General features: G+C 37.3%; 17 protein-coding genes. 13 read left to right on the top strand and 4 right to left on the bottom strand.

Annotation, left to right across the window (positions count from 1 at the left end; genetic code table 11):
• Positions 1-95 precede the first annotated feature (95 nt).
• Positions 96-755, top strand: a complete 660-nt coding sequence (locus tag AC0C45_RS19545; protein ID WP_016763860.1) for a serine/threonine protein kinase — start codon at positions 96-98, stop codon at positions 753-755.
• 13 nt (positions 756-768) lie between these two features.
• Here AC0C45_RS19545 and AC0C45_RS19550 read toward each other — a convergent pair whose 3' ends face one another.
• Positions 769-1047, bottom strand: a complete 279-nt coding sequence (locus AC0C45_RS19550) for a hypothetical protein (RefSeq protein ID WP_047933193.1) — start codon at positions 1045-1047, stop codon at positions 769-771.
• A 140-nt stretch (positions 1048-1187) separates the two neighbouring features.
• On the opposite strand from AC0C45_RS19550, the gene AC0C45_RS19555 reads away from it, so the two are divergent.
• The 3 genes from AC0C45_RS19555 to motB all read left to right on the top strand — a co-directional run bounded on the left by AC0C45_RS19555 (position 1188) and on the right by motB (position 3081).
• The gene (locus AC0C45_RS19555; protein WP_014460421.1) at positions 1188-1331 is read left to right on the top strand and encodes a hypothetical protein; all 144 of its coding nucleotides are present in this window, start codon (positions 1188-1190) and stop codon (positions 1329-1331) included.
• 129 nt (positions 1332-1460) lie between these two features.
• Positions 1461-2255, top strand: coding sequence for a flagellar motor stator protein MotA (gene motA / locus AC0C45_RS19560; protein WP_013056745.1), 795 nt, complete (start codon positions 1461-1463; stop codon positions 2253-2255).
• Positions 2248-3081 (top strand): flagellar motor protein MotB, encoded by an 834-nt coding sequence (motB, locus tag AC0C45_RS19565; protein ID WP_047933194.1) that lies wholly within the window; start codon positions 2248-2250, stop codon positions 3079-3081. Before motA ends, motB begins: the two co-directional genes overlap by 8 nt.
• A gap of 35 nt (positions 3082-3116) precedes the next feature.
• On the opposite strand, the gene AC0C45_RS19570 is transcribed toward motB, so the two are convergent.
• The gene (locus AC0C45_RS19570; RefSeq protein ID WP_013056747.1) at positions 3117-3449 is read right to left on the bottom strand and encodes a hypothetical protein; all 333 of its coding nucleotides are present in this window, start codon (positions 3447-3449) and stop codon (positions 3117-3119) included.
• A gap of 199 nt (positions 3450-3648) precedes the next feature.
• Here AC0C45_RS19570 and AC0C45_RS19575 point away from each other — a divergent pair, with 199 nt between their 5' ends.
• Positions 3649-4602: an NAD(P)/FAD-dependent oxidoreductase gene (locus AC0C45_RS19575; RefSeq protein ID WP_034652674.1), complete on the top strand. Its 954-nt coding sequence runs from the start codon at positions 3649-3651 to the stop codon at positions 4600-4602.
• A 19-nt stretch (positions 4603-4621) separates the two neighbouring features.
• Entirely contained in the window at positions 4622-5311 is a 690-nt protein-coding gene (locus tag AC0C45_RS19580) for a YqjF family protein (RefSeq protein WP_047933196.1), read from the top strand.
• Between the two features lie 3 nt (positions 5312-5314).
• On the opposite strand, the gene msrA is transcribed toward AC0C45_RS19580, so the two are convergent.
• Positions 5315-6232: a peptide-methionine (S)-S-oxide reductase MsrA gene (msrA, locus tag AC0C45_RS19585; RefSeq protein ID WP_016763866.1), complete on the bottom strand. Its 918-nt coding sequence runs from the start codon at positions 6230-6232 to the stop codon at positions 5315-5317.
• A 323-nt stretch (positions 6233-6555) separates the two neighbouring features.
• Between msrA and nhaC the strand changes: the two genes are divergently transcribed.
• Positions 6556-7962: a Na+/H+ antiporter NhaC gene (nhaC, locus tag AC0C45_RS19590; protein ID WP_016763867.1), complete on the top strand. Its 1407-nt coding sequence runs from the start codon at positions 6556-6558 to the stop codon at positions 7960-7962.
• A 178-nt stretch (positions 7963-8140) separates the two neighbouring features.
• On the opposite strand, the gene AC0C45_RS19595 is transcribed toward nhaC, so the two are convergent.
• Positions 8141-8794, bottom strand: coding sequence for a GntR family transcriptional regulator (locus AC0C45_RS19595; RefSeq protein ID WP_016763868.1), 654 nt, complete (start codon positions 8792-8794; stop codon positions 8141-8143).
• Positions 8795-9157: 363 nt separating this feature from the next.
• Between AC0C45_RS19595 and AC0C45_RS19600 the strand changes: the two genes are divergently transcribed.
• From AC0C45_RS19600 to AC0C45_RS19625, 6 genes are all read left to right on the top strand, one after another.
• Positions 9158-10570, top strand: coding sequence for an amino acid permease (locus AC0C45_RS19600; protein WP_128820788.1), 1413 nt, complete (start codon positions 9158-9160; stop codon positions 10568-10570).
• A gap of 296 nt (positions 10571-10866) precedes the next feature.
• Entirely contained in the window at positions 10867-11868 is a 1002-nt protein-coding gene (locus AC0C45_RS19605) for an acyltransferase family protein (RefSeq protein ID WP_047933199.1), read from the top strand.
• A 25-nt stretch (positions 11869-11893) separates the two neighbouring features.
• Positions 11894-12769, top strand: a complete 876-nt coding sequence (locus AC0C45_RS19610; RefSeq protein WP_047933201.1) for a peptidylprolyl isomerase — start codon at positions 11894-11896, stop codon at positions 12767-12769.
• Positions 12770-12799: 30 nt separating this feature from the next.
• Positions 12800-12958 carry a hypothetical protein gene (locus AC0C45_RS19615; protein ID WP_014460408.1) on the top strand — a complete coding sequence of 53 codons (159 nt, stop codon included), beginning with the start codon at positions 12800-12802 and terminating at the stop codon, positions 12956-12958.
• A 179-nt stretch (positions 12959-13137) separates the two neighbouring features.
• Positions 13138-13812 carry a response regulator transcription factor gene (locus AC0C45_RS19620; protein ID WP_047933204.1) on the top strand — a complete coding sequence of 225 codons (675 nt, stop codon included), beginning with the start codon at positions 13138-13140 and terminating at the stop codon, positions 13810-13812.
• The gene (locus AC0C45_RS19625; protein WP_047933206.1) at positions 13802-15229 is read left to right on the top strand and encodes a sensor histidine kinase; all 1428 of its coding nucleotides are present in this window, start codon (positions 13802-13804) and stop codon (positions 15227-15229) included. Before AC0C45_RS19620 ends, AC0C45_RS19625 begins: the two co-directional genes overlap by 11 nt.
• Positions 15230-15584 lie beyond the last annotated feature (355 nt).

The raw sequence follows: 15584 nt of genomic DNA on the forward strand, positions 1-15584 counted from the left end.
TATATCAGGCTGTCAATTTATTGACACATCCTGCATTGAGATTTATCATAGGGTAATATTTGATAGAGATTACTGAAGGATTTTTAGAGGGGACTATGGATAAAACAATTAAACAGTTGGTGTCGCTAGTTGAAACATCATTACTAACGCAAGTTACGATTCAAAGTGAAAGTGACTATGATCCAGTTGAAGTTACGAACAAAACAAAAGAGTGGGTACTTATTGGTAAAGGAAACTATGCCGGTGTGTTTATGCACGAAAATTATCCTGAATTTGTCGTGAAAGTATACGGAAGAGAAATTTATGGTGTAAAGAAAGAAGCGCAAGTGTATAGAAAGCTGGGCGTTCACCCAGCTTATTCTCAACTTTTTCATGAGGGAAAGACGTACTTGATTTTAAAAAGACTTACAGGCGTTACCTTGTATGATGCCGTCCAGCGGGGAATAAAGATTCCAGAACAAGTCATAAAAGATGTGAACGCAGCTTTGGACTATGCAACAAGCCAGGGTTTAAACCCGTATGATGTGCATGGTAAAAATGTCATGATGAAAGACGGAAGAGGGTATGTGGTGGATATCTCTGACTTTTATAAAGAAGGTTTTGATAAAAAATGGACAGACCTTGTAAAAGCTTATTACACCTTTTATCCGTTTATTGATAAGTACCATATCCGCTTGCCGTACCCGCTGTTAAACGTTATCAGAAAAGCATATCGTCTATATCGTAGAATCAAATCAAAAAGGAGTTTCCGCTAAAGGGAACTCCTTTTTAAGATGAAATACAGCGCAATACATGCTGCTGCTCAAAAGTTGGTTTTAATTTGAATAGAATGGTTTGTAGTATTTCAGATTGATAGACAAATTTTAGCGTATGTTTAAGGGAAAGAGGATGTAAGAAAGAACGTATTCTTCTTTCAGCATAACGTATCACCTGTTCTTCATAAAATAAAGTACGTGCGGAGATTTTAGCGTGAATGTCTTTTGTTAGTTCGATTGTAAACTGGATAATCAATAAATCAGTGTCTTTACAGTATTTTTCTAGTAGCATGATATCACCTCCATTTTGTCAACTCATTTACACAATCTTAATATAAAATTTACAAATGTCAATAAGACACGGAAAAATAAATGGTAAGACTGTTCTTTTTATATGTTGAATAAACAAGAACGTGACAGAGGTGAATAAAGTTGAACATTAACGTCGGATTTGCCATTTTAGCTGATATTGATAATAAGATGACGGCTGCTATTTATGTGGAAAATCAAATTGTAGCGATTATAGCTGGACCTTCAGATATTCTGTATGAAAAGTTGAAAAAAGTGTTTTTATAATAGAGAAAAGCTGTAATTGTAAATATGATTCATAAAAGGCTTAAAAATTCTATGAAATAGTCGAAATAAAAGATGAGGATAAAATACACAAAAAGAAAGAACAGGAAGTTAAGGATAGGAGAATTACATATGGATAAAACATCTTTTATTGGACTGATTTTAGGAATAGCCTCTCTTATTGTAGGTATGTTTTTCAAAGGGGTTAATCCATCTGTGTTAGGAAATCCGGCTGCTATTTTAATTATTATTGTCGGAACCGTCGGAGCAGTAGTGATTGCATTTCCTTCAAATGAAATCAAAAGAGTCCCAAAATTGTTTGGTGTCCTGTTTAAAGAACAAAAAATGCTGCAGCCCGTTGATTTAGTATCCATGTTTTCTGAATGGGGACAAGTTGTTCGAAAAGAAGGGTTACTATCACTTGAAGCCCAAATTATTGATGTAGATGACCCTTTCTTAAAAAATGGTTTGAATTTAGCTATTGATGGTCAAAGTGCGGATTATATACGAGACGTGTTGTCTGAAGAAATTGATGCTATGGAAGAAAGACATCAAACGGGTGCAAGTATTTTCGCTTTAGCAGGTACATATGCTCCAACTCTGGGTGTACTTGGAGCTGTTATAGGGTTAATTGCTGCGCTTGGGAACATGGAAGATACAGATACGCTAGGACATGCGATCAGCGCGGCGTTTGTTGCTACGCTTCTTGGTATTTTTACTGGGTATGTACTATGGCATCCGTTTGCAAATAAACTAAAGCGTAAATCGAAACATGAAGTAAAGGTAAAGTATATGATGATCGAAGGAGTGCTTTCACTCCTAGAAGGAGAAACACCAAAAGTAATTGAGCAAAAGCTGGCTTCTTATTTGCCAACAGCGGAACGTAAAAAGCTTCTTCAAGAAAGTGAAGTGGGCATAAATGAGTAGACGCAGAAAACGAAAGCATGAAGAGGACCATGTTGACGAAAGCTGGCTGCTTCCTTACTCAGATTTGCTTACACTTTTACTTGCTTTATTCATTGTATTGTTTGCAATGAGCTCAGTGGATGCGCAGAAATTTAAGAACCTTTCTCGCGCATTTAATGAAGCGTTCGTTGGAGGAACGGGCGTGATGGAATTTCAATCTCTGCAGGAATCTGAAGAAGCGGTTCAGCCTTCAAATACCCCTGCAGCTAAAAGTACGGAAAAAACAAATGAAGTGGAGACAGCCCCTAATCAGTCTCCTGCTTCTTCACAATCGTTAACGAGCGAACAAAAGGAGCAAACCATTCGAGAAGCTGATCAAGAAGAGCTTCAGCAAATTCAATCTAAAATTAATGCGTATATTCAAAAGAAAAACTTAACAAATCAATTACAGACTTCGTTAACCGAGGAAGGTCTCTTAATTTCCATTCGAGACAATGTATTGTTTGATTCAGGAAGAGCACAAGTTCGGAGTGAAGATACAAAAATCGCAAATGATATTTCAGAGCTTTTGGTGATTGATCCTCCTCGTAATATTATTATTAGCGGTCACACGGATAACGTACCTATTCGCAACGCTGGTTTTGAATCCAACTGGGAGTTAAGCGTGATGAGAGCAGTTAACTTTATGAAAGTTATCTTAAAAAACGATAAGCTTAATCCAAGCATGTTCAGTGCAAAAGGATTTGGAGAGTTCAAACCGGTAACATCTAACAGTACAGCAGAGGGACAAGCGAAAAATAGGAGGGTTGAAATATTGATTACTCCTCGTACAATTAAACAGCCGTAAAAGCAGGACTGCTTTTACGGCTGTTTTTCTATGTGTTATAAAGCTAAGAGTCTTCTCTTTTCAAAGTTTCCTCGTACTAACTTGAGATCCATTCCATCTAAAATCAAGTCAATGAGAGCGCCTTTAAAGACATCCGCTGTTTTTTTCTTATCATTGGACTGCAAATATTGCACGCGATACCACTTGTCTTCCACTTGAAAGTACATAAAACGTCCGTGCGTAAAATCAATCCAAAACTTTGTAGGTTGTCCATTGAGATTTTTATAAACATATCCCCAGCTTCGTCCTTGGTGAGCGTCCTTCATTTTAGGGCGAGCTGTATTAAATACTTCGTAATATACTTTATGCTTAATATCATAGAGCATCATGTGACAGTCCTCCTATCTGTAGACGTGCTAGCAGGTAAAGATATATTTGTATACAACAAGTATACTCAGCTGAATGGAATCGTAGACTATTTTTTTGAGACAAGCAGAAAAGCAGTTAAATGAAAAAGACAGTTTAAATTAGCTCAATCATTCCGCTTTTTTTATACTGTAAGTAAATGCGTTAAATAAGGAGGAAAAAATGAGACGAGTAGGAATAGTAGGTGCTGGAATGACGGGCCTTACAGCAGCGGCTGAATTACAAAAAGAAGGAATAGAGGTCTTTCTTCTTGATAAGGGTAAAAGTGTAGGGGGACGAATGGCTACCCGAAGAGTAGGAGAGGGAAAAGCAGATCACGGAGCTCAATTTTTTACAGTGAGATCCGATGAATTTCAACAAGACGTAAATAAATGGATAGCTGATAGAAAGGTTAAGAAGTGGTTTGGTGACCATCACCCTCGGTATCAAAGTATGAATGGGATGAATGCGCTAGCTAAATATTTAGCTGAAGATCTACGCGTATACGTGAATCGAAAAGTTCAAGCCATTGATTTTCAAAACGGAAGGTATCAGCTGTATACAGAAGAAAATGAGATTTTTGAAGCGACTGATATCATTCTTACAGCTCCGTCTCCCCAGGTTGTTGAGGTACTTAATAATAGTAAGCTGCAAGCGGACCAATCAATTCTTAATACACTGAAATTTAGTCCTTGCTTGGTTGCTATCGTGGAGCTTCACACAGAGATGATGTATGGTGATCATGGTCAAATCACGAATCCTTCTAGCACAATCCAAAGAATCGTTAATCATGAGCAAAAAGGAATATCAAAGACGCCCGTTCTTAGCATATATATGAATAAAGACTGGTCAGAAAAACATTTTGATGAACATGAACATGAGCTGCTGCGGGCGATAAAAAATGAAATAAAAGAATGGATAGGTGCAAATCATATTAAAAGCATTCAGTTAAAGAAATGGCGCTATGCAGAGGTTAAACAAGTTCTTCATCAGCCCTTTGCTAAAATTATGCCGTCGCTACTGGTGGCAGGAGATGCTTTTTTAAGAAGGGAAGACGAAACAAATCACTCACGGTTAGAGAGCGCATATTTGTCAGGGAAATCGGCAGCCGCTGAATTAATGGGAAAGAACATCTAGAAAAAGGAGGGACCAAGAAGTGAAAAATAATTGGATAATGAAACAAACGTGGAAAGATTTACTGTTTATTCATTGGCCTGTAGATCCGGCATTTTTGGCTTCTTTATTGCCTAGTCAGTTAGAGCCTGACACCTATGATGGTCAAGGATGGATTGCACTTGTGCCTTTTACGATGACAGACATTCGATTTAAAGGAACGCCCGCAGTTCCTATCTTTTCACAGCTATATGAGCTGAATGTGCGTACATATGTTACGTATAAAGGGGAAAAAGGCGTTTATTTTTTTAGTTTAGACGCAAGCAATCCACTAGGGGTATGGATTGCTCGTCAGTTTTTTCATTTGCCTTATTACCACGCTGCTATGACATTCAACAAAACTCAGAGCCATATTTCTTTTCAGTCAGTTCGAACGCACAGAGACTCACAAAAAGAGCGAGTAAAGCTTACATATAGAGGTATTTCTCCGTCCTATCGCAGTAGAGAATTAGCTCATTGGCTTACAGAGCGCTACTGCTTATTTACCACTCATCAAGGAAATGTCTACAGAGGAGACCTTTATCATGATCCTTGGGAGCTGCAAAAAGGGGAGTGTGAAATAAGAGATGATTCTATTACTCAGCCTTTTTTGCGTCCCGCGGACAATCGCGATTTAATTGTGCACTATGCCAATCAAGTCACGGCTTATTTTTATCCTTTTAAAAAAGTATAAGTATCAAAACAAAATTAAAAAGTCTTCATACCCTTCTTCTTTAAGCTTCTCTTTTGGAATGAAGCGCAAAGCCGCGGAATTTACTTGATAGTATTCGCTGTTTTCTTCTGTTAAAAGTAGACCCAGATAGTTATTTCCTTCTTTGCTTTTTAGCGCTGTTGAATGCTGCGCCGGCACTCTTTTTATGTTTCCGTATAAGATAGGGCGCTTAAAAATGGGCCAGCCTGTATGAGAAGGAAGCTGATCTGATGTTTTGAACAGTGCTTCTCCCGTTAGAAGGTCAACGTAAATTCCTTGTTTTTTGTTATTCCAATATAAATTCGTAAAAGGAGGTTCGGTTCCGTTTTCCTGCGTAACAAAATATTGCATGGGCGTTAGGACCTTTTTTAGATAGGAGCGGTCCTTTGGCCAATGCTGTGTCAAAAAATCAGTTCGACCCGAGCCTTCTTTGTATAATTTATAGTGAAATGCGTTTTTTCGATAATAATCCTGCTGCTGCTCTTCTGCTTCGTAAAAAGAAGAAAAAGGTAAAATAGATGTGACGATAGGGTTCTTAAAACGTCCACTTTGGACGAGCTTTCTTTTAGAATCGAGAGCCGCTTCTTTTTGCTTTTCGTTATGATAAAAAATAATGGCTCGATACGACGGTCCGCGGTCTGAAAACTGTCCGGCGGAATCCGTAGGGTCAATTTGCTGCCAATACAGGTTAAGCAGCTCTTCAAACGTAATGTGAGAAGAATCCCATACAATTTGCACGGCCTCTACGTACTCGTTTTCTTTTTTTACAAGAGCAGAAGCTTCAGAACTGATTTGTTCATCTCTAGCGTAGCCCGAGCGGATACTGAGGATTCCTGTAAGATGATCAAAAGGAGCGACCATGCACCAAAAGCACCCTCCCGCAAACGTTGCATATTCTTTCATGTTACTTTCCTCTTTTCGTTGAATAAAATAAATGAAAATATATTTATATATTAAAATGTATAAACAAACAGAAAGCGCTTTATAACGAGTCTTGTAAGAAAGCACACTCTTATGGTATTATGACCACTGGATAAAAGAAAAATGGCTTATTGTTTATGCGAGTATCCTTATTTTATGTTCTTAAAAAGATGCAGTTTATTGTTTAAGCACTCATAGAAATACATACGTTGGAGCAGTAAGAGGAACAATTAAAAAATAAGGACGTTTTGCTCTTAAACGATACCACATTCCAGAATCTACATACCAGTTTAGGAGGAGCTAGTTTGAACACAACCCGTTTACCATCTATGTGGGAAATAATGATTGTGCTTGCTTTATTTTTAGCTGTTGTTATTTCATTTGCAACTGTTTTTGATTTACCTATTCAGCTCGCTTTATTTATTTCATGGTTTATTGTTATGGCGCTAGGAGTACGACTTGGGTATACGTATAATCACCTGCAAGGGGCCATTACAAGAGGAATATCAAACGGCTTAGAAGCTATTTTAATTTTATTAGCCGTCGGTACGTTAATTGGAACATGGATTGCCGGAGGAGTTGTTCCTTCTCTTATTTATTTTGGATTAGAGTTTATTAATCCAACATTCTTTTTACTTGCTACACTTATCATTTGCTCTATTACCTCGATTTCAACAGGAACATCTTGGGGAACGGTTGGTACGGCCGGAATCGCGATGATGGGAATCGGACAAGGCCTAGGTATGCCGCTTCCTTTAGTAGCTGGAGCCGTGATCTCAGGAGCTTATTTTGGAGACAAGCTTTCTCCTCTTTCTGACAGTACCATTTTATCTGCGTCAATGGCTCGAGTGAATGTTATTGATCACGTAAAAGCAATGTTAGTGTTGGATATTCCTGCTTACCTCATTACGGCAGTATTATTTACGGTAACAGGATTTATGTATGGGGGAAAAGATTTTGATGCTGGACGGGTAGAAGAATTAAAATCTTCGCTGTTGGATACATTCCATATCAGCGGGTGGATGCTGATTCCGGCTTTGGCTGTCATTGTCCTTTTAGCATTAAAGAAACCTTCTCTTCCAGCAATTGCAATTGGTTCATTATTAGGAATTATATGGGCAGTTGTCTTTCAACATATGGATGTGGCTAGCGCATTTAATACGGCTTATGAAGGGTTTAAAATTAATACCGACAACACATTTTTAAGTGAGCTTTTAAATCGTGGCGGAATTTTAAGCATGGTCGGTTCTATTATTGTCATTATTTTTGGACTAGGATTTGGCGGGTTATTAGATGAGCTCGGCGTCTTAGAAGTCCTGCTATCTAAATTTGAAAAAATTCTTGTCAATTCAGGAAACGTTACGGCTTCTACTATTTTCGTTGGGTTATTAGGGAATATATTTGGTTGTGCGATGTATGTTTCATTAATTTTAACACCGAAAATTATGGAGAAAAGTTATGATAAGTTAAGAATACAGCGTCTGGTGCTTGCCCGTAACTCAGAAGTAGGAGGAACCTTAACTTCTGGAATGGTTCCATGGACGGATAACGGTGTATTTCTAGCTACAACGCTTGGAATTTCTACATTCGCTTATCTGCCGTTTATGTGGCTCAGTTTTGTCTCTATTATTTTGGCGATTATTTACGGATATACAGGGAAATTCATTTGGTACGTAAAAGAAGAAAAACAGCGTTCTGCTATAGCAAAATAAAAGAGGCTGGGACAAAAGTATTTTAGTTAAAGAAAAATCCGAACAATGAATTGAGATTCTTAATGAAGAATCAACTTCGTTCGGATTTTTTTTATTGGTATGATAAACGTAGGTTTCATATATTTCGTTGCTTCTAGCTGTTGATTGAATTGATTTAGTTATGTCTCGAGCTCTTTGATCAAATCATTTCTGGATATTCGATGTTCCAGTGGACATTTTGAAGGTAAAGCTGAACATCCGCCTTTTTTTTCTGCTTCAGAAGTTTCAGAATATGGCGGTGATGTTCATTCATCACATGTAAAATGGCGTATAGCTCTTTATTGTCATTGCTAAAGTACGTTTGTCTGATGAATCCGTCTTGTAAAGATATAAGCTGTTTTTTTAAGGTCACATTACCGCATCGGTTCAAATAGACTCGATGAAAATACGTTTGATATTTTTGATAATCCTGATAATTTTCTAATTCAATCGAAACATCGATTTTTTTAATAAGCTCATCCATCTTCGTAAAATCTTCTTCCGTTAAGTGATCAATCGACAGCGCAGCTGCAAGACCATCTAAAGCACCGACGATTTCAAATACTTCTAGTTTTTTTGGTGTGTCAATTTCCTTTACAGTAAACCCTCTGCGCGGTCTGTATTCTAATAGATTGTCTGAAGCCAGTTTAATAAGCGCTTCTCTCACAGGCGTTCGGCTGACATTCAGCTGAGAACAAATACTGGCTTCATTTATTTTGTCGTTAGGCAGCAGTGTACCGTCTTGAATTTGACTTGCTATGTAGTTATATACATGATCTTTTAATGAATGATAAATCATAGGCCCCTTGTTCATTGTTTCCCCCCTAAAATAAATATCGCATCAGCCGTTCTTTCTCTTCATGTCATGGTGATGAAAAAGTATAAAAATAGCGTGAAAGAACGTACAGGTGTAAAAATAATCATATCATATCACTTCAATTAATCTTAGTTAGGATATAAAAAATAGAATTATTGAAATATTTTTTACTATTCATTGTTGTAAAAAATCTGAAAAATGATATAATCGTAAAAAGATTTAAGAAGTGTATATTGTATACAATATACAAAATTCGTACATATCGAATAAATAGAGCCTACTCCTGCAGAGAAGAGACTGTAGAGAATATGTAAATAAACCAAGTTTTTTGATGGGTTTACTATAAAAAGGAGGTACATAATGGGAGAGAATACAACATCTATGAATCAGTTACAAAGAAAAATGAAAAGCCGTCATTTATTTATGATTTCCCTTGGTGGTGTGATCGGTACGGGGTTGTTTCTTAATTCAGGCTACACAATTAGTGCAGCAGGTCCTGGGGGAACACTCCTTGCTTATTTAATCGGTGGATTAATTATGTATTTAGTCATGATATGTCTAGGGGAACTAAGCGTAGCAATGCCTGTGTCAGGATCATTTCAAGTATACGCTACAAAGTTTATCGGGCCGGGAACTGGTTTTGCGGTTGGCTGGCTCTACTGGCTGACTTGGGTGGTATCTGTCGGTTCGGAGTTTACAGCGTCTGGATTGCTTATGCAAAGATGGTTTCCTGACGTTTCGGTTTGGATATGGAGCGCGCTGTTTGCCCTTTTATTATTTGGTTTAAATGCAACATCTGTACGTTTTTTCGGCGAAACAGAATTTTGGTTTTCAAGTATTAAAGTATTAACGATTATTGTATTTATTATTTTGGGTGCAGCAGCGATGTTTGGATTCATTCCTCTTAGCGGTCATGAAAAAGCGCCGATGCTTTCTCATTTTACAGGGGAGGGCGGTTTATTTCCAAATGGACTTATGCCTGTATTAATTACGATGGTTTCCGTTAGCTTTGCTTTTTCGGGAACAGAATTAATTGGTATTACAGCAGGAGAAACAGAGGATCCGGAAAAGAATATACCTCGCGCAATTAAAAATATCATTTGGCGTACGTTCTTCTTTTTTATTGGCGCCATGTTTGTACTATCTGGATTGATTTCATGGAAACAAGCAGGAGTGTTAGAAAGTCCTTTTGTAACGGTATTCGATCAAATAGGTATTCCTTACGCAGCAGATATCATGAACTTGGTTATTTTAACAGCTTTATTATCAAACGCTAATGCAGGATTATACGCATGTTCGAGAATGCTATGGTCATTATCTGATCAAAAAATGGTCAGCACTTGGTTAGGGAAAGTAACGTCTAAAGGAGTTCCATTTAATTCGTTACTTATCAGCATGGGAGTGGCATGTCTGTCCTTGCTGTCAAGCGTAGTTGCACCAACAACTGTTTACTTAGTATTAGTTTCTATTTCTGGATTTGCGGTTGTAGCTGTATGGATGGCTATTGCGGCTTCTCACTTTATGTTCAGAAGACGCTATATTAAAGAAGGAAATGATGTATCGAAGCTTGTTTACAAAGCTCCTTTATATCCTATTGTTCCTATTTTAGCGTTTGTTTTATGCTTTGCCGCTTGTGTAGGACTGGCTTTTGATGAGAGTCAGCGTATCGCATTATACTGCGGTATTCCGTTTGTCCTTTTTTGTTACTTGTTTTATTATTTGAAAAATAAAAAAGGAAACAGAAAAAACGAAAGTCAGCCTATAGCAAAATAAAAAGCAGAAGACCTAGGTCTTCTGCTTTTTTTGCATACAAAAACACCCTATCCATCCGTACTGGTTAAGTGTCCCGCAACAAGCGAAATTGAATTGGATAGGGTGCGTATCTATATAGTAGAGAAAGAGGCGCCATTTGTCAAACTTATTTAGCCGCACCTTATTTAAAAATAGAAAAAAGCAAGGTTTTCACTGTTTTTTCATTTTCACTATGTATAGTAAGGAATGTAAAGAAAAGATGTTCGCAGCAGCACGTCGTACAGATCCGTAGAACGCGAAAGAAAGGAGGAGATCAAATGGCTAAGCGGGATGCGTATTTTGATAACGTAAAATTTATCTTAATTGTATTAGTAGTGTTTGGCCATTTGTTAACTCCCTTCATCAATGATAAACAGTGGCTACGAACGCTCTACATATTTATTTACACCTTTCATATGCCAGCGTTTATTTTAATAAGCGGCTATTTTGCAAAGGGATACCGAAAAAAAGGATATATGTGGAAGGCGGCGAAGAAAGTATTACTTCCTTATATTATTTTTCAGCTTATCTATGCGGTATACGACTATAAACTGTATGATGAATCCACATTCGAAGTTTCAGTGTTTCAGCCGGCTTGGTCGCTATGGTTTTTATTGAGTTTATTTTGTTGGAACGCCATGTTGTTCATTTTTACAAAAATCAAATATCCATTAGCCGTTGCGGCAGTTTTAGGGATTATGATTGGCTTATGTGAACCGCTGGAAACAACGTTAAGCCTTTCTAGAACCTTTGTGTTCTTTCCCTTCTTCTTAGCAGGATTTTATATGAAAAAAGAACATTTTAAAAAGTTGACGTCTGTTTCTTGCAAAAAAGTAGCTGGAGGCACTTTGCTGATTATTGCTCTATGGATCCAGTATATAGCACCGGACTTTGAGAAAGAGTGGTTATTTGGTTCAAAATCTTATGCCTCTTTAGGTGTAAATCAATTAGAGGGAATGACCCTTCGTATGCTATTTTATAGCATCAGCTTAGCAATGACGATTTCCTTTCTAGCTTTGATCCCTACACAAACGATGTCTTTTACATCTCGAGGTGCTCAAACCTTTTATGTATATCTGCTACATGGGTTTCTGATTAAATATATCCGCCTATCTTCTTTTGGAGATTGGATAGAAAGTGTACAAGGATACAGTATTCTTCTAATTGGAGCTTGCGGAGTGGCGTGGTTGTTGTCGAGTAAATACGTATCTACTATTGCAAGACCTTTAATTGAGCTTAAACCGTTACCAAGGCGCAAAAGTTTAAGTTTAGGTAAGTAATGAGAAATGGAAAAGGAGTTTAACGATGTCTAAAAACAAAATAATTATGATTATTGCAGCCGTTGTGATTATTGCTGCAGTAGCTATTGGTGCCGCAGCAATGAATAAATCAAAGGTGGTTGCTACCGTTGGTGATGAAAAAATCACAAAAGATCAGCTGTACGATGCTCTTCTTGCTCAAGGAGGATCAAGCGTCCTTGATTCACTAATTGAACAAAAAGTCATTTCAAAAGAAGCAGCTAAACAAAATATTAAAGTAACCGATAAAGAAATTAATGCTGAATTAGAAAACCTTAAAAGTCAGTATGGGGGAGAAGATGCACTAAATCAAGCATTAGCATCTAGCGGTGTAAAATTGTCAGAGCTGAAAAAAGATTTAAAGACGAATATTGAAGCGAAAAAAATGGTCGAGTCGACTATTAGTATTAAAGATAGTGAAATGAAATCGTACTTTAATCAAAATAAAGATTCACTAGCTACAGAAGCACAGGTGAAAGCTAGCCACATCTTAGTAGCAGACGAAAAAACAGCAAAAGAAGTAAAGGCAAAGCTTGATAAAGGAGAAGATTTTGCTAAGCTAGCAAAAGAATATTCAACAGATACAGCTTCTAAATCAGATGGCGGAAACCTTGGATACTTCAAAAAAGGCGATATGGTCGAAGCTTTTGCCAACAAAGCATTTTCAATGAAGGTAAATGAAGTAAGTGATCCTGTTAAAACAGAATACGGTTATCACATTATTAAAGTAACAGGCAAAAAAGAAGCGCAAAAAGCAACATATGAAAATAGCAAAGCAAAAATCAAGCAAACGCTGCTTGATCAAAAATATCAAACAGAGTATCCAACATGGTTACAAAAGCTAAAGAAAAAGTATGATATTACAAACAAACTTGATTCATAAATAATACCTTAACGAAATGAGGGGATGGATATGAAACAAACAGCGTCTTATAGTAAATTAGAAAAAATCGTCGAACAATTGAAGCACAGAGGTGTACGAGCTGAAATATGCCGGCGTGTTGTAAAGGTGACAGAAACTGTTAATGGATCAAATCCTTCATATTCAAATCAAATCGTTAGGCATTCATAAAGAGTACAAAAGATGCAAACTAGTAGACGGAAGTTTGCTCCCTTACTAAATACAGATAGGAAAAAGTAAAATAAGAAGAGATCAGTAGAGGCAGCTTGTTTCTGCTGATTCTTTTTGTATAATAAAGTAAACAAAAGGATGCAGCGACATGTATCGGATGAAGGAAGGAGTTACGCGGAATGAACGTATTGCTAGCAGAAGATGATTTGCAGCTAGGTGAATTAGTTAGTTATATGCTAAAGAAAAAAGGAGGCTATAACGTCGAATGGGTGACGGAAGGGAATGATGCATATGATTATGCATCTGAAGCGCATTATGATGTGTTAATTCTTGATTGGATGATGCCAAACGGAGACGGAATTGATGTATGTAAACGTCTAAGAAAAGAAGGATACGCGGGAGCTATTCTTATGTTAACAGCAAAAGATGCGGTTCAAGATCGTATACAAGGCTTAGATGCGGGAGCGGATGATTACGTTATTAAGCCATTTGAAATTGACGAGCTGCTTGCAAGGCTTCGCGCTTTGTCTCGTCGTAATTATGCACCAATTTTAGAAGAAGAAGTAGAGATTGCCAGCATGATATTAAAAAGAGCAAGTCAAACCGTGCAGTGTGACGAGGAGTTTATTCAATTAAGTCCTCGTGAATTTCAACTGCTAGATTTTTTAGTGAAAAACAAAGGACAAGTTCTTTCTCGAGATATTATTTTAGACCGGGTATGGGGATATGAATCAGATGTTTCCATTAAAACGATTGATGCGACGGTTAAACTTTTGCGGAAAAAACTAGAGAAATTCAACAAACAGGATCTTATTCAAAGCATTCGCGGAGTGGGCTACAAAATTGAAAGCTAAACTCCTTACAAGAGCTAAACAGAAAGTAAAACAAAAAGTAAAGCAAGATTTATTCAGCCAGACGCAAAATCGTTTAACATTCCGATATAGCGCATTACTGATGCTGTTTCTGCTATTATTCGTGTTTATTGTTTATGCATTGGTGTATGTGGTTGTATCCAACAGTCAGCAGCAAAACTTAAATAGTATGCTAAAGCAAGAGTCTCGAATTGTCCAAAGCATCTTAATTAAACAAGCGATAAACAGCTCGAATCAGCAGTCAAAAGAAGAGTACAAAAACATTGTCGTAGCCGGTGAAGATCAGTTTTTTTATTATGTCATCAGTCCTGAAGGGGATCTTATTATGGGAAACGAAGCGAGTGAGCGGCTTCGCTCTAACTTATTAGATTTAATTGATGGGTGGATCCCTATTGAAAATGAAGTGAGAAAAGAACGAATAAAAGCCCCCCGTCCTAGTTTTGAACACATTGAAGGAGTAAAAGGGCAAAACGGGGAAGGCAAAATAGATATTGATTTGATGATGGCGGGTGAACCTATTTTTTATAAAGGTCAATTTTTAGGGATGCTTTATATTGGAAAAGACGTTTCATTTCTTTATCAGCTGTTAAAGTGGCTCCTTATTATTATGTTAAGCCTTACCGTACTGTTTGTAGGAGTAGCCATTTATATCAGCCGCTTAATGTCAAAACGGGCTATGGTCCCAATTGAAACAGCTTTCCAAAAGCAAAAAGAGTTTGTGGCGGATGCATCCCATGAGTTAAGAACGCCGCTTAGCGTTATGCTTTCTTCTATCAACGCTTTAGAAATGCAGGAGGAAGTAACAGAAGATCCTTTTTCTAAAAAATTAATCAATAATATGAAAGCTGAAGTGAAGCGCATGACGAGTCTCGTCAGTGATTTGCTTACGCTTGCACGCTCAGACTCTAATAAAGTAGAAAAAGCAATGATGCCCTTTGATATTACAGACGCGGTGCAAAAGGTAATGGAATCCGTTGAAACCCTAGCTGTTTCTAAACATATTGATTTGCAACTGGATACGCCAAAAAAATTAGTGGTAACTGGAGATCAAGAGCGTCTAACTCAGCTGATTTACATTTTGTTAGATAATGCGATTAAATATACGACTCCTCATGGAAGTGTAAACATTCAAGTAACTCAGCATGGGAGTGAATGTATATTAAAAGTACGTGATACGGGCGTTGGGATCCATCCAGATGAAAAGGATCGGATTTTTGACCGCTTTTATCGTGCTGACAAATCGCGTTCCCGCCAAATGGGAGGTCATGGACTAGGCCTAGCAATCGCTAAATGGATCGTAGAAACACATAAAGGGAAAATTGACGTAGAAAGTGAACAAGAAAAAGGAAGTACATTTACAGTAAGGTTGCCAATGTCACAAAAAGTGAAAAAGAGTTAAAAGAGGCTGTGACAAAATTAGCTGAAGGAAGATCCGAACGAGTTTGATTCCTGATGAGGAATCAAACTTGTTTGGTTTTTTTATGTTTAGGGTGAACGTAGATTTCATGTATATAGTTGCTTCTAGCTGTTGATTTGGTTATGTCTCAATCTCTTTTTAGTTAGTGAAAGTGACCAAATGAAAAAGAAAAGTTTAGACAAAATGGCGAGTGTAAAAATCAGATAATTCAGTTATATTTACTAGCGTAGTATCTAGTCTATATGTCAGGTTTCTTTACAAGGAGAAAGACTTTTTGAAGGAAACAGTGCATGATAGAACAATAGCAGACTGCTTCGTTTAATAAGAAGATGGAGTA

The sequence above is a fragment of the Priestia sp. VA7 genome, assembly GCF_055710015.1.